Origin of the sequence: Citrobacter sp. Cf088 (genome assembly GCF_030334295.1) — a bacterium.
Lineage (GTDB): Bacteria > Pseudomonadota > Gammaproteobacteria > Enterobacterales > Enterobacteriaceae > Citrobacter > Citrobacter freundii.
Genome location: NZ_JAOWEE010000053.1, coordinates 1,054,864 through 1,068,556, shown reverse-complemented (window position 1 = coordinate 1,068,556; position 13,693 = coordinate 1,054,864). Strand labels below are relative to the sequence as shown.

General features: G+C 52.6%; 11 protein-coding genes and 1 pseudogene. 6 read left to right on the top strand and 6 right to left on the bottom strand.

The genetic code is table 11. The features are described from left to right. Window positions 1–146: 146 nt before the first annotated feature. The 3 genes from OGV71_RS18000 (at window position 147) to OGV71_RS17990 (ending at window position 3,189) form a co-directional block, all read left to right on the top strand. A complete protein-coding gene (locus tag OGV71_RS18000) occupies window positions 147–869 on the top strand; it encodes a winged helix-turn-helix domain-containing protein (RefSeq protein WP_003028928.1) in 723 nt (240 codons plus the stop codon). Beyond that, the gene (locus OGV71_RS17995) at window positions 866–2,356 is read left to right on the top strand and encodes a sensor histidine kinase (RefSeq protein ID WP_204583563.1); all 1,491 of its coding nucleotides are present in this window, start codon (window positions 866–868) and stop codon (window positions 2,354–2,356) included. Before OGV71_RS18000 ends, OGV71_RS17995 begins: the two co-directional genes overlap by 4 nt. A gap of 143 nt (window positions 2,357–2,499) precedes the next feature. Beyond that, complete coding sequence (locus OGV71_RS17990) at window positions 2,500–3,189, top strand: CPBP family intramembrane glutamic endopeptidase (RefSeq protein WP_204583561.1); 690 nt, start codon at window positions 2,500–2,502, stop codon at window positions 3,187–3,189. A 30-nt stretch (window positions 3,190–3,219) separates the two neighbouring features. On the opposite strand, the gene ynfM is transcribed toward OGV71_RS17990, so the two are convergent. Then, complete coding sequence (gene ynfM, locus OGV71_RS17985) at window positions 3,220–4,473, bottom strand: multidrug efflux MFS transporter YnfM/SxtP(Kp) (RefSeq protein ID WP_003028925.1); 1,254 nt, start codon at window positions 4,471–4,473, stop codon at window positions 3,220–3,222. A gap of 107 nt (window positions 4,474–4,580) precedes the next feature. On the opposite strand from ynfM, the gene ynfL reads away from it, so the two are divergent. From ynfL to bioD, 3 genes are all read left to right on the top strand, one after another. After that, window positions 4,581–5,489 carry a multidrug efflux transcriptional activator YnfL/SxtR(Kp) gene (ynfL, locus tag OGV71_RS17980; RefSeq protein WP_003836337.1) on the top strand — a complete coding sequence of 303 codons (909 nt, stop codon included), beginning with the start codon at window positions 4,581–4,583 and terminating at the stop codon, window positions 5,487–5,489. Window positions 5,490–5,607: 118 nt separating this feature from the next. Then, window positions 5,608–6,828 carry a sugar metabolism global transcriptional regulator Mlc gene (mlc, locus tag OGV71_RS17975; protein WP_003028923.1) on the top strand — a complete coding sequence of 407 codons (1,221 nt, stop codon included), beginning with the start codon at window positions 5,608–5,610 and terminating at the stop codon, window positions 6,826–6,828. A 125-nt stretch (window positions 6,829–6,953) separates the two neighbouring features. Further along, a complete protein-coding gene (bioD, locus tag OGV71_RS17970; RefSeq protein ID WP_003028922.1) occupies window positions 6,954–7,649 on the top strand; it encodes a dethiobiotin synthase in 696 nt (231 codons plus the stop codon). Here the strand turns inward: bioD and clcB are convergent. The 5 genes and pseudogenes from clcB to ynfE all read right to left on the bottom strand — a co-directional run bounded on the left by clcB (window position 7,605) and on the right by ynfE (window position 13,593). Then, window positions 7,605–8,894, bottom strand: coding sequence for a voltage-gated ClC-type chloride channel ClcB (clcB, locus tag OGV71_RS17965; RefSeq protein ID WP_204583559.1), 1,290 nt, complete (start codon window positions 8,892–8,894; stop codon window positions 7,605–7,607). The two genes, bioD and clcB, sit on opposite strands and share 45 nt — an antisense overlap. A gap of 119 nt (window positions 8,895–9,013) precedes the next feature. Next, window positions 9,014–9,628, bottom strand: coding sequence for a Tat proofreading chaperone DmsD (gene dmsD, locus OGV71_RS17960; RefSeq protein WP_204583557.1), 615 nt, complete (start codon window positions 9,626–9,628; stop codon window positions 9,014–9,016). A 42-nt stretch (window positions 9,629–9,670) separates the two neighbouring features. After that, window positions 9,671–10,525 (bottom strand): dimethyl sulfoxide reductase anchor subunit family protein, encoded by an 855-nt coding sequence (locus tag OGV71_RS17955; RefSeq protein WP_071697141.1) that lies wholly within the window; start codon window positions 10,523–10,525, stop codon window positions 9,671–9,673. A gap of 1 nt (window position 10,526) precedes the next feature. Then, a complete protein-coding gene (locus OGV71_RS17950; protein ID WP_071697140.1) occupies window positions 10,527–11,144 on the bottom strand; it encodes a DMSO/selenate family reductase complex B subunit in 618 nt (205 codons plus the stop codon). A 10-nt stretch (window positions 11,145–11,154) separates the two neighbouring features. Next, window positions 11,155–13,593 (bottom strand): annotated as a pseudogene (gene ynfE, locus OGV71_RS17945) (selenate/tellurate reductase subunit YnfE). Between the last annotated feature and the right edge of the window lie 100 nt (window positions 13,594–13,693).

The window sequence follows — 13,693 nt, the reverse complement described above, 5'->3', positions numbered from 1 at the left end:
TTTCCCTGTTGATGCCTGGTGTGTCTATAACGACATACTGCGCGTATGCGTATCCCTGGATCCTCACGAAAAGTTAAAAATTTTGTGATAACTTCCGCCCCTTGCCTGAGGTAAGCTTTCAGCACGACGAGAGGGGGATGACACTGATGGCAGGCGCGAAAAAGATATTTTTGGTGGAAGATGACAGCGATATTGCCTCACTTTTGCAGCTTAGCCTGAAGGATGAGGGTTACGAGATAGTTCATGAAGCGGACGGCACGCGAGCGCTTGAACAACTGGAGAAACACGTTTGGGATGCCGTTATCCTCGATTTGATGCTGCCAGGTGTCGACGGGCTGGAGATTTGTCGTCGCATTCGCCAAATGAGTTTTTATTTGCCCGTTATTATTATCAGCGCCCGGACCAGCGAAACGCACCGTGTATTGGGGTTGGAAATGGGGGCCGATGATTATCTGGCCAAGCCTTTCTCGGTGCTGGAGTTGATGGCTCGGGTGAAGGCGTTGTTTCGCCGTCAGGAAGCGATGAGTCAGAACCTGCGTATGGAGGCGGGGATTATCACCGTTCATGGCGTAGAGATTGACCCTTTAGCCCGGGAAGTTCGGCTGCATGGTAAATCCCTCGATTTGACACCGCGAGAATTCGATCTGCTCTATTTTTTCGCCCGTCATCCAGGCGAGGTCTTTTCGCGCCAGGCGCTGTTAGATCAGGTGTGGGGCTACCAGCATGAAGGGTATGAGCATACGGTGAACAGTCATATTAATCGTCTGCGGACCAAAATTGAAAAGGATGCTGCGGAGCCGGAAATTATTCTCACGGTTTGGGGACGAGGCTATAAGCTTGCTGCGGTTAATGCGGAGCATCAGCCATGATTTATCGCCTGTCGCTGAGCCAGCGTCTGACTCTGGTCTTTACCGCCATTATGCTGATTTGTGCGGTTGCCGTCAGTGCTGTCCAGGTTCGCAGTAGCAAACAATATGGCGACGCGATGGTGCAAAGGCTCTCGCTGGAGCTGGCGAGCAAGATTGTCAAAAGTGAGTCGCTTATTGATGCCAGCGGGCAGGTTAATCGCCAGATCTTAAAAGGATTGTTTAATCACCTGATGACGCTCAACCCCAGCGTGGAGCTGTATCTGGTTTCACCATCAGGTGAAATACTCGCTGATGCCGCACCGCCGGGGCATATCCAGAGGCAGAAAATTAGCGTGCAGCCGATTCAGGATTTCCTTAACTCAGATGCGTTGCCCGTATATGGCAACGATCCGCGCAGCAGCCAGCAAAAGGTATTCAGCGCCGCGCCGGTTTTATATAACGGTGAGCTGCATGGCTATTTGTACATTATTCTGCAGGGCGAAGATCTGAATATGTTGGCGAATACCGCCTGGCAAAAAACGCTCTGGAATACCGTGGCCTGGACGTTAATACTGGTTTTATTAGCCGGCGGAATTGCAGGTTTTCTGGTGTGGCGATGGGTGACGAATCCAGTGAAAAGGTTGACTGGGCAGGTGGTCAAACTGGAACAGGACAGCATTAGCGTCATCAAACAGCTGGCGCAAAAAAATCCCGATCCGGCCCCGGCAAATGAAATTGCGTTGCTGAACAATGCGTTTATCGAGTTAGCGCAGAAAATTGCGCAGCAGTGGGATCTATTAGCGGACAGCGATCGTCAGCGCAGAGAGTTTATAGCCAATATTTCGCACGATTTACGCACGCCGCTGACTTCATTGCTGGGGTATCTGGAAATGCTGTCGCTGAAAGCCGATACGATGACGCCGGAGGAAAACCGGCATTATCTTAGTATCGCGCTGCGCCAGGGACATAAAGTTCGTCATCTGTCACAACAGCTGTTTGAGCTGGCAAGACTGGAGCATGGCGGTATAAAACCGCAGCGTGAACGTTTTGCTATTGGTGAATTGATCCAGGATGTGGCACAGAAATTTGATCTCCCTGTTGCCACGCGTCATTTGCAGTTGCACCTTGACGTAATGGGGCCGTTACCGCTGGTGAATGCCGATTTATCGATGATAGAAAGAGTTGTGACGAATCTGCTGGATAACGCTATCCGTCATACGCCTGACGGAGGTGAAGTGCGGCTAAAAGTCTGGCGTGATGCAGACCGTTTATTAGCCGAAGTGCAGGACAGCGGGCCTGGGGTAGAAGAAGCTGTGCGAGAAGTATTGTTTCAGCGCCCGACCGCGTTAGTTCCCCGTGAGCAGAGGGCTGAGCGCGGCGGCTTGGGCTTACTGATCGTGCGTAGAATGCTCGAGCTGCATGGAGGGGATATCAGCCTGGTTAGCTCAACGGCAGGGGCCTGCTTCCGTTTTTCGTTGCCGCTGGCGGATTCTCCCCTGAGTAGTTGACGGTGAAGTTCCGGAGTAAAGAGGGTTTTGGCATTGCCCCAATGGGCATTGCGTAAAAGTTGGTAGGTTGTCAGTGATAATGAGAATTTTTATCATGTATCGGTAATTCATCAACTTATCTTCGATGAGCGCAAGGAGATTGTATGTCACAGGATGCCGACAACCTGTATATCACCAGGACCAAAGCAGTAGCTGGCTGCTTTTCAATGTTTTTACTGATGTTTGGCCTCACGTTTACCCCGTTGTTTTTCCCCGCGAGTCAGGACCTGCTTGCCAAAGGGCTACTTTACCCGCTGTTGTTTGCATTGGAATTTGTTGTGCTGGTTCCGCTGTATTACTTCTTCTTCAGAAAAAGAGAGGGGCTGGGCAAAGGCATTTTCAACGCCAGGTGGTTTACCATTTTGTTCGCGGCGCTGCTGTTTATTCAGCTTATCCTGCCATTGATTTTGGGTCTCAGACAAACCGAAGCGTGGGTGACCAGCCAAATATCCTTAAGTAGTTACGCATTGTGGTTATCTACGTTGACTCTGATATTTATTGCGCCAGTTTATGAAGAAATTGTTTTCAGAGGCTGTTTATTCAACGCGTTCCAGTACTGGTTCAATAATAAAACCTGGCTGTCGTCAGTGGTGGTATCGGTCATTTTTGCCATCATGCATACGCAGTATGTGGATCTACGTACGTTGCTGATGTTGTTTCTTGTGTCGCAGGTTTTAATCATCGCCAGACTGAAAAGCAACGGCCTGTTGATGCCGATCATGCTGCATATAGTGATGAACGGGACGGTTATTGCTCTGCAAATGGGAGCCCAGACGTTACTACCTGATTCATAAAGGCGATGCCCGGAATCCGGGCATCGGGGATTATACGTGCAGACGATGGTGCAAACGTGCGCCGACCAGCAACGCCAGCACCAGCATCAGGGCGATAAATCCGCCCACGCCGTTCCAGCCGTAGCTGTGCCAGAATACGCCGCCGAGCGTACCGGCAATACTGGATCCCAGATAATAGCTGAACAGATACAGGGAAGAAGCCTGGCCTTTAGCGCGTTTTGCCCGTGGTCCAATCCAGCTGCTTGCTACGGAGTGCGCGGCAAAAAAACCGGCTGAAAAGAGCAGCATCCCGGCGAAGATCAGCCATAGCGATGTGAACAGGGTCATCAACAGTCCAACCAGCATCACGCCAGTTGAAAAGAGCATTACCGGGCCACGGCCATAACGAGTGGTCATAGAACCTGCTTTTGGCGAACTCCAGGTCCCGGTCAGATACGCCACAGATAACAGACCGACAACCGCCTGGCTGAGCTCCCACGGAGAGAGCATCAGGCGGTAGCCGATGTAATTAAACAGCGTGACAAACGATCCCATCAGTAAAAAACCTTCCGCAAACAGCAGCGGCAAGCCTCTGTCGCGCCAGTGCAAGCGGAAGTTGATAAACAACGTTTTCGGGCGCAGCGACGTTGGTCTGAAATGACGAGATTCCGGCAGGATTTTCCAGAACATCAGCGCAGAGGCAAGGGCAAAACAGCCGATCGCCGCCAGCGCGATACGCCAGTTAAAAAAGTCGGTAAACACGCCGCTGATCAAGCGACCACTCATACCGCCAATCGAGTTACCGCTGATATACAAGCCCATTGAGAAGGCGACGAAACTAGGATGAATCTCTTCACTCAGATAGGTCATCCCTACTGCCGCGACCCCGCTCAGTGAAAGTCCTATCAGCGCCCGCATGATTAAAATACCGTGCCAGCTGGTCATCATTGTTGAAAGGAGCGTACAACAAGAGGCGAGCAGCAGTGCGGTAACCATCACCGGCTTGCGGCCAATAGCATCTGAAAGTGGACCGGTAAACAGTAACCCTATCGCCAGCATCGCCGTTGAAATGGAGAGCGAAATACTACTGCTGGCAGGAGAGACACCAAACTCGTGCGAAAGCACAGGCAGTATGGGTTGTACGCAATAGAGGAGGGCAAAAGTCGCCAGTCCGGCGGAAAACAGCGCCAGCGTGACACGCATAAATGGGGATGTTCCGCGTTTGATAAAACCATCCGGCGGGGTAACTATCTGTTCATCAACATCGCTTGTTGGCGCGGTATCGACAGTTGTTGTACGGCTCACTTGAAATCCTTGCTCATCCAATTACGTCTACAGGACCAGCCTTAAGAGTATGAAAATCACAATATTCTGTCTAATATATTAATAATCTCAAATAATATTTTAAAAATATGAATATCGAACTGCGTCATTTACGTTACTTTGTGGCCGTTGCCGAAGAGTTGCATTTTGGTCGGGCGGCAGCGCGATTAAACATTTCGCAACCGCCGCTAAGCCAGCAGATCCAGATCCTTGAACAGCAGGTTGGCGCCCGGTTACTTGCCCGAACTAACCGTAGCGTGGCGCTGACCTCTGCCGGAAAGCAGTTTCTTGCAGACAGTCGGCAGATCCTCGGGCTGGTTAATGAAGCCGCCGCCAGGGCTGAGCGTTTGCATTTGGGAGAAGCAGGGGAATTGCGTATCGGCTTTACGTCGTCGGCGCCGTTTATCAAAGCCGTTTCAGATACGTTATCTCTGTTTCGTCAAAGCTACCCGGCAGTGCATATGCAAACCCGCGAAATGAACACACGTGAGCAAATTGCCCCGCTCAATGAAGGGACGCTGGATTTGGGACTTCTGCGCAATACGCAGCTTCCGGAAACGCTGGAGCGTGAAATCATTCTGCATGAACCACTGATGGCGATGATCCCACGCGCGCATCCGTTGGCGCAAAAACCCGTGGTCACGTTGGCCGAGCTGGCGAATGAACCATTTGTCTTTTTTGATCCCCATGTGGGGACAGGGTTGTATGACGATATTCTTGGCCTGATGCGTCGCTATGGACTAAAACCGACGATTGCGCAGGAGGTTGGCGAAGCGATGACTATCATCGGGCTGGTGGCTGCAGGATTAGGGGTTTCTATACTTCCTGCTTCTTTTAAACGGGTGCAGCTATATGAAATGTGTTGGATCCCGATAGCGGAAGAAGATGCTGTCTCGGAAATGTGGTTAGTGTGGCCAAAGCATCATGAGCAAAGTCACGCCGCGCAACGCTTTCGTGAGCAGCTGCTGGCGGCCGTTCAGGCGATTAATTTAGTTTAAAAATGAGTGAAAATGTGCAGTAAATCACAAGGCTAAGTAAAAAGTTGACGGGAGCCATTGAAGTGCTTCACCATAGCCCGCAGATTATTTCGGAGCGCGAAAATAAAGGGAGTAAGTGGTGGTTGCTGATAGTCAGCCTGGGCATATCGATCAAATTAAGCAGACCAATGCTGGCGCGGTTTATCGCCTGATTGATCAGCTGGGTCCGGTATCGCGTATTGATCTCTCTCGCCTGGCGCAATTGGCGCCTGCCAGTATTACTAAAATTGTCCGCGAAATGCTCGAAGCGCACCTGGTGCAAGAGCTGGAAATCAAGGAAGCGGGCAGCCGTGGGCGTCCGGCAGTTGGGCTGGTTGTTGAAACGGAAGCCTGGCACTATTTATCCATCCGTATCAGTCGCGGCGAGATCTTTCTGGCACTGCGCGATCTTAGCAGCAAACTGGTGGTAGAAGATTGTCTTGAAATGGAGCTGGTCAGTGAAACACCGCTTCTGGAACGTGTTATTACCCAGGTCGACCAGTTTTTCATCCGCCATCAACAAAAGCTGGAACGCTTAACCTCCATCGCTATCACCTTACCGGGCATTATTGATACTGAAAATGGTATCGTGCATCGCATGCCATTTTACGAAGATGTCAAAGAGATGCCGCTGGGCCAGGCGCTTGAGAACCATACTGGCGTACCGGTCTATATTCAACATGATATTAGCGCCTGGACCATGGCTGAGGCGCTTTTCGGCGCATCGCGTGGTGCGCGCGACGTCATTCAGGTGGTGATCGATCATAACGTGGGTGCCGGGGTGATCACTGACGGTCATTTACTGCATGCAGGCAGCAGTAGCCTGGTGGAAATTGGCCATACGCAGGTGGATCCGTACGGTAAACGCTGCTACTGCGGTAACCATGGTTGTCTGGAAACGATCGCCAGCGTCGACAGCGTGCTCGAACTGGCGCAGGTGCGCTTGAAGCAGTCAATGAGTTCTTCTTTACACGGACAACCGCTGACGGTAGACGCACTGTGTCTGGCGGCAATGCAGGGTGATTTATTGGCGAAAGATATCATTAGCGGCGTCGGGACCCACGTCGGCAGAATTCTTGCCATCATGGTGAATTTGTTCAACCCGCAAAAGATATTGATTGGGTCTCCGCTCAGTAAAGCGGCAGATATCTTGTTCCCTACCATCGCTGACAGCATTCGTCAGCAGGCGCTTCCGGCTTACAGTCAGCATATAGTCGTTGAAAGTACGCAGTTTACCAATCAGGGGACGATGGCGGGGGCGGCGCTCGTTAAGGACGCGATGTATAACGGTTCTTTGTTGATTCGTCTATTACAGGGTTAACATTTTTTAACTGTTGTACGAAAAATTGCGCTATCTCAAGCTGATCCTGGTCGTCATACCTTAGACTTTCTCCACTGTTTTATTTTCCTGACTTATATTTTCAAAGCATAACGGTGGAGTTAGTGATGCTGAAGCGTTTCTTTATTACAGGTACAGACACTTCTGTTGGGAAGACCGTGGTTTCCCGCGCATTACTACAAGCGTTAGCGTCAGGGGGTAAAAGCGTTGCGGGTTACAAACCTGTAGCCAAAGGCAGCAAAGAGACGCCCGAAGGTCTGCGCAACAAAGATGCGCTGGTGCTGCAAAGCGTGTCCACTATCGAACTGCCTTACGAAGCGGTCAACCCGATTGCGCTCAGCGAAGACGAAAGTAGCGTAGCGCATAGTGGTCCGGTCAATTACACCCTGTTATCCAACGGTCTCGCAAGCCTCAGCGAAAAAGTCGATCACGTTGTCGTGGAAGGCACCGGAGGCTGGCGGAGCTTGATGAACGATCTGCGTCCGTTATCGGAATGGGTGGTGCAGGAACAACTGCCGGTGCTGATGGTGGTGGGTATCCAGGAAGGCTGTATTAATCATGCCATCCTCACCGCACAGGCGATTGCCAGCGACGGACTGCCGCTAATTGGCTGGGTCGCGAACCGAATCAACCCGGGGCTGGCGCATTATGCGGAAATCATTGATGTGCTGGGCAAAAAATTACCTGCCCCGCTTATCGGTGAACTGCCTTATCTGCCTCGTGCAGAGCAGCGTGAGCTGTCGCAGTACATCCGTCTGTCAATGCTCGGCAGCGTGCTGTCGGTAGATAGAGTCGTGGCGTAACGTACGCGACAGCACCGACGCCAGGACACAGGCAATCAGTAATCCGGGGAGCAGGCGATACTCCCCGGTCATTTCACAAACCATCAAGGTCGACATTATTGGTGCATGCGTGGTAGCCGCCAGCAGCGTGGCCATCCCCGTTAAGCCCAGCAAAATGACAATTTCATCCGAGCCCGGAAACCATAATCCCCATACCTGACCCAGCAGCATGCCCACCGACAAGCCGACAAACAGCGTTGGCGTAAACACGCCACCTGGCGCACCGGATCCACTGCTGGCAAGCACCGCCAGTAATTTGCAGATAAAAATCCCGCTAACTACGGCCAGCAGCGGTGGCGAAAGTAAATATGACTGCACCACGCTGTAGCCATTACCCCAGACTGCAGGCGTGAGCAATGAAAGCAGGCCAACGATCAACCCACCAAGCGCCAGTTGCCACGGCGGCGAGAGTTTTAAGCGCAAAAAACCATTATGGCTGGCGGTCATCAGCCACATGAAGAGCGGTCCGCAGATGCCAGTAGCCAGACCGGTGCTGACAATCATAACGTATTCCAGAGTATGCAATTCCCGAGACAGGTGCACGGTATACAGCAGTGCATTGCTGTCGCTAAGCAGATTGGTGGTGAGTAATGCGACTACGGCGGACACCACTACCGGTCCCAGTGATGCGAGGATCAGCGTGCCAAACAACACTTCGGCAATAAATAAACTGCCCGCCAGCGGGGCATGATAGGCTCCGGCCATACCCGCTGCGGCGCCGCAGGCAATCCATAACTTCCATTCTGTACGTGGGGTAAAGCGTTGAGCAAAGCAGGAAGCCGCCAGCGCCGCCAGTAAAATCATGGCACCTTCGCGTCCGATAGCGCTCCCGCTGGCGACAACCAGTAACGAGGCCAGCGATTTCACCAGGCTGGCACTGACGTCAAATTGTCCGTCGGTTTGTAGGGCTTCCATATAATCAGTGGGAGCCTGTGGGCGTAAACGGTTAAATTTTTGCCAGCCCCACAGCAGTAATCCAGCCGCCAGACCGCCGAGTGCAGGTGTCAGCATACGCCTTAAAGGCGAAAGGTTTGTCGCAGCGTTGACCAGACTCCCCGTGTTATTGCTCAGAAACAACCCTTCGAGAAGCAGCATGGCATGACGAAATCCTGCGACGGCCAGCGCAGAAAGGACGCCAATCAACGCGGCGATCAGCAGACGGCGGAACATGGCGCGCAGGTCAGGATAAGCATGTAAATGATGCATGTGTGGCCAGAGAGGAAGTTTCAGACGTTTTATTTTGCGGCTATTTGACAACAGAAGCAAAAGCTCAGCGTGCGCAACAGGATGCACCACAGGCAGTATGCATCCTGCCTGTGACGAAATTAACGAAACAAAGGCTTATCGGCTACCGGGATCAGTAACTGTGATTGCCACTGTGCCAGCGTCAGACGCGCCAGCTCACCCAGCGCCTGGTAGAACGGGTGATCGGCTTTTTCGATAAACACATTAAGGAAGCGCGATGACCATGGGAACAAATGCCAGGCCAGCAGCTGTTCGCACTCGGTGTGGCGTTCGTTTTCAGCAAGCCAGGCCGTCAGCAACAGTAGTGAACCAAAGTGATCTTCTGGCTCATTTTGCTGCATAGCAAACTGGATACCGTTGTCCCGCATCCACTGACGCAGAGCCAGCGTGGAGTCGCCAAACAACACGTTTTCACGATCCAGCCAGACGGATCCCCAGGGCGGAGAAGGGAGCGCATAAGGGCCAACAAACAGACGTTGCCAGGCCTGCGGGAGAGACTCATCGGCCTCAGCCTGAAACTGTGCGACTAACGGCGAAAGCGTTGTCTGTTCAAGCGGCCACTGCGCCTGCCAACCATCGTTGCTTAACGCACTGACCAGTGCCGAAGCTTCGGCACTGTCTGGGGCATAGTAAAACAGCGCGCCGAGCACACGCGCTGCGGTGGAAAAGTTGTCACGTTGTGAAAAATGGGTCATGCAAACAATCCTGAACAGTGCGGGTTGCCCCGCACCCGAAAATTAACCGGCGACAGCCATTCCGACTGTCATATGTAAACCGTAAAACAAGCCGCGGCCAATGATTTCACCGGCGAGGACGGACACTAAGCCCAGCGCCAGTCCGCCGACGGACGGTTCTTTGCGACGGACAAGCGGGCATATCCAGCAGCCCAGCCCCGCAACCAGCAGGAGGATGCGCCAGACCTGCAGGCTTGCGTAGTCGGGCACCAGCGCGCCGGCGTTTTGTACCGAACTGTGGATTTCGCCGAGCGACAGTCCCTGCAGCACAACAACAGCCACGGTCACCAGCAGGGCCAGCACGCTGATACCGGCGAATCTGGCAGGGCTGCAGGAAACACCCGCAGCCCGCAGCAGCAGGGCGGCAAACAGCGGACCGTTCAGCAGCATCGTCATGAAAAACGCCAGTGTAGTATAGCCGTTATACCAGGTTGGGACGGTGTCTATCTGGTAGACGTTGGTCATCGCATAGACAAATACCAGGCCCAGCAACATGCTCAACAGTAGCCAGATTTTACCTAACGTCGCGGGCATTTTACCGAGAAACGCCACCAGCCACCACAGGCCACCGACGGCGAAAAACAGCGAACCGCTGGCAATTTCGTTACTCAGCGCCGATGCGCCAATTCTGTTCAGCGAGTTAAATGCGCGCAGCGGCGAACCTAAATGCATGACCGAGGCGAGAAAGGCGATGCCCATCACCAGCCACAGAAAAAACATACTGCGAACGATACGTTGTTTTACCCGCTCGTCTTTAGCGGTCAGCCAGCCGTAACCACTTACGATCAGCGCCCCGGCCACGCACTGGCCGAGCACCGTAAACAGGACCAGTGGCCATTCATGCCATCCATTGCCCATTTTACACCTCCTTTGGATTAGCCAGAAAACCCGTGGTATCCCCGGTCGGGCGGCAATTGGCGTTGGGTTTGATCACAATACTCGGTCTGGTGAAGTGCGCACTCGGCAGCGGGGCGACGGCTGCCAGATCACCATATTTTTTGCGCAGCTCATCAATGGGACCGAAGTCCAGCGCACGCAGCGGACAGGACTCGACGCAGACAGGCTTTTTGCCGTCTGCCACGCGTTCATGACAGCCATCGCACTTGGTCATATGCCCTTTGGCGGCATTGTACTGCGGTGCGCCGTACGGACAGGCCATGTGGCAGTAACGACAGCCAATACACACATCTTCATCAACGACCACAAAACCATCTTCACGTTTATGCATAGCCCCGCTGGGGCAAACCTTGGCACAGGCCGGATCTTCACAGTGGTTACAGGCAATGGAGAGGTAGTAGGCGAAAACGTTCTGTCGCCAGACGCCGTTGTCTTCCTGCCAGTCACCTCCGGCGTATTCGTAAATCCGGCGGAAACTGACGTCGGGTGTGAGATCCTTGTAGTCTTTGCAGGCCAGTTCGCAGGTTTTGCATCCGGTGCAACGACTGGAATCAATAAAAAATCCATACTGAGTTGTCATGGGTTAGTCCTTAAACCTTCTCGATCTCGACCAGATTAGTGTGCTGTGGGTTGCCTTTTGCCAGCGGTGAAGGGCGCTGTGTTGTCAGCGTATTGACGCAGGCGCCATGATCAATTTTGTCGCCGGTCATATCGGCATCGTGCCATGCACCCTGGCCCATTGCGCTGACGCCAGGCAGGATCCGCGGCGTCACTTTGGCCGCAATACGTACTTCACCGCGGTCGTTAAAGACCCGCACCATATCGCCATTTGCAATACCACGCTTTTGGGCATCGACAGGGTTGATCCACACTTCCTGACGGCAGGACGCCTGCAGAACATCGATATTGCCGTAGCTGGAGTGCGTACGGGATTTGTAATGGAAGCCAAACAACTGCAGCGGAAATGCGCTGCGTTTCGGATCATCCCACCCTTCAAACGTAGAGGCGTAGACGGGAAGCGGACTGATCACTTCATCCTTTTGCAACTCCCAGGTGTTGGCTATTTTCGCCAGTCGACTGGAATAAATTTCAATCTTTCCGGACGGTGTTTTGAGCGGATTGGCCTGCGGATCGTCGCGGAATTTTTTATAAGCGACAAAATGCCCGTTAGGGTCTTTACGTTTATAGATCCCCATTTTTTTCAGCTCGTCATAGGAAGGCAGCGCGGGGTCTTTGGCCAGCATTTTTGCATATAGATACTGGAGCCACTGTTCCTGAGTACGGCCTTCTGTAAAGCGTTGATAGATATCATTGCCAAGGCGTTTGGCGACTTCGCTCATTATCCAGTAGATCGGTTTACGCTCGAACTTCGGTGACGTCGCGGGTTGAATAAAAATGAGGTATCCCATGTTGCCCGCATAGTCGTTAGGAATAATGTCTTCCTGTTCGACGGTCATTAGGTCCGGCAGCAGAATATCGGCATATTTGGCCGAGGATGTCATGAAGTTTTCTATGACAACTATCATTTCGCATTTCGTATCATCCTGAAGGATCTCATGCGTTTTATTGATATCTGAGTGCTGATTAGTAATGGTGTTGCCCGCGTAGTTCCAGATAAATTTAATCGGTACATCGAGCTTATCTTTCCCGCGCACGCCATCGCGGGTTGCGGTCATTTCCGGGCCACGAGCGATGGCGTCGGTCCAGCTAAAGCAGGATATCTGGGTCTTGATGGGATTCTCCGGCAGCGGCATGCGTTCAATCGTGATGGTGTAGGTTGATTCTCGTGCGCCGCTATTGCCGCCGTTGATGCCAACGTTGCCGGTCAGGATAGGCAACATCGCGATCGCGCGTGAGGTCAGTTCGCCGTTAGCCTGACGTTGCGGACCCCAACCCTGACAAATATATGCCGGTTTTGTGCTGCCGATTTCCCGAGCCAGTTTGATAATGCGATCGGCGGGGATCCCGGTGACATGCGAGGCCCATTGGGGCGTTTTAGCGATACCGTCATCGCCGTTGCCAAGTATATAGGCCTTGTAATGTCCGTTAGCGGGGGCGTCGGCGGGTAGGGTTTTCTCGTCATAACCAATGCAATATGTGTCGAGGAACGCCTGGTCGACAAGATTTTCGTTAATCATAACCCAGGCAAGTCCCGCCACGAGTGCGGCATCGGTTCCCGGGCGGATAGGGATCCACTCATCTTCACGACCCGCAGCGGTATCGGTATAGCGCGGATCAATGACGATCATCCGGGCATTAGATCGCTCCCGGGCCTGTTCAAGGAAGTACGTTATTCCGCCGCCGCTCATGCGCGTTTCGGCAGGATTATTGCCAAACATTACTACCAGTTTCGTGTTTTCGATGTCGGATGTGCTGTTGCCGTCATTTGAGCCGTAGGTATAGGGCATTGCTGCCGCGATTTGTGCGGTGCTGTAAGTGCCGTAATGACTCAGAAATCCGCCATAGCAGTTCATCAGGCGAGCGACCAGCGAGGCATAAGGAGAGGAGCGCGTAATGTTGCCGCCTACAATGCCTGAGGTGTAATTAATATAAACAGCTTCATTACCGTATTTCTCCACGGTATTTTTTAAACTGTCACTGATGGTATCCAGCGCTTCCTGCCAGGTTATACGTTCGAATTTTCCCTCACCACGTTTGCCTACGCGCTTCATCGGATAGTTCAGGCGATCCGGATGATTGATCCGTCGGCGGATTGAACGCCCACGCAGACAGGCACGAACCTAGTGCTGACCATAAATATCGTCTCCGGTCGTATCGGACTCCACCCATACGACTTCGTCATCTTTGACGTGGAGTTGCAGGGCACAACGGCTGCCGCAGTTTACGGAACACGCGCCCCAAACCACTTTCTCTTCAGCCGGTTGTATCGCTTGTTGTACCGCAGCGGCGGCGGTGCGCATTCCGAAAGGTAATGACAGCCCGCCTGCGGCAAGCGCCAGCGAACCGATAGCCGAGGATTTCACTAACATCCTGCGGCTGATGCCTCCATATTGCTCAATATCAGACATAACTCACTCCATTATAGTTATCGCTATATATTAATCTCTATATCGAAATTAATAGCATGCTAATAATGGAGTGAGTTTACCCATTTATGAGTATGTCATC

Bases quoted from the DNA above. Each gene is read 5' to 3' on its own strand.
- OGV71_RS18000 (WP_003028928.1), top strand. From the start codon at position 147: ATGGCAGGCGCGAAAAAGATATTTTTGGTGGAAGATGACAGCGATATT.
- OGV71_RS17995 (WP_204583563.1), top strand. From the start codon at position 866: ATGATTTATCGCCTGTCGCTGAGCCAGCGTCTGACTCTGGTCTTTACC.
- OGV71_RS17990 (WP_204583561.1), top strand. From the start codon at position 2,500: ATGTCACAGGATGCCGACAACCTGTATATCACCAGGACCAAAGCAGTA.
- ynfL (WP_003836337.1), top strand. From the start codon at position 4,581: ATGAATATCGAACTGCGTCATTTACGTTACTTTGTGGCCGTTGCCGAA.
- bioD (WP_003028922.1), top strand. From the start codon at position 6,954: ATGCTGAAGCGTTTCTTTATTACAGGTACAGACACTTCTGTTGGGAAG.
- clcB (WP_204583559.1), bottom strand. From the start codon at position 8,894: ATGCATCATTTACATGCTTATCCTGACCTGCGCGCCATGTTCCGCCGT.
- dmsD (WP_204583557.1), bottom strand. From the start codon at position 9,628: ATGACCCATTTTTCACAACGTGACAACTTTTCCACCGCAGCGCGTGTG.
- OGV71_RS17955 (WP_071697141.1), bottom strand. From the start codon at position 10,525: ATGGGCAATGGATGGCATGAATGGCCACTGGTCCTGTTTACGGTGCTC.
- OGV71_RS17950 (WP_071697140.1), bottom strand. From the start codon at position 11,144: ATGACAACTCAGTATGGATTTTTTATTGATTCCAGTCGTTGCACCGGA.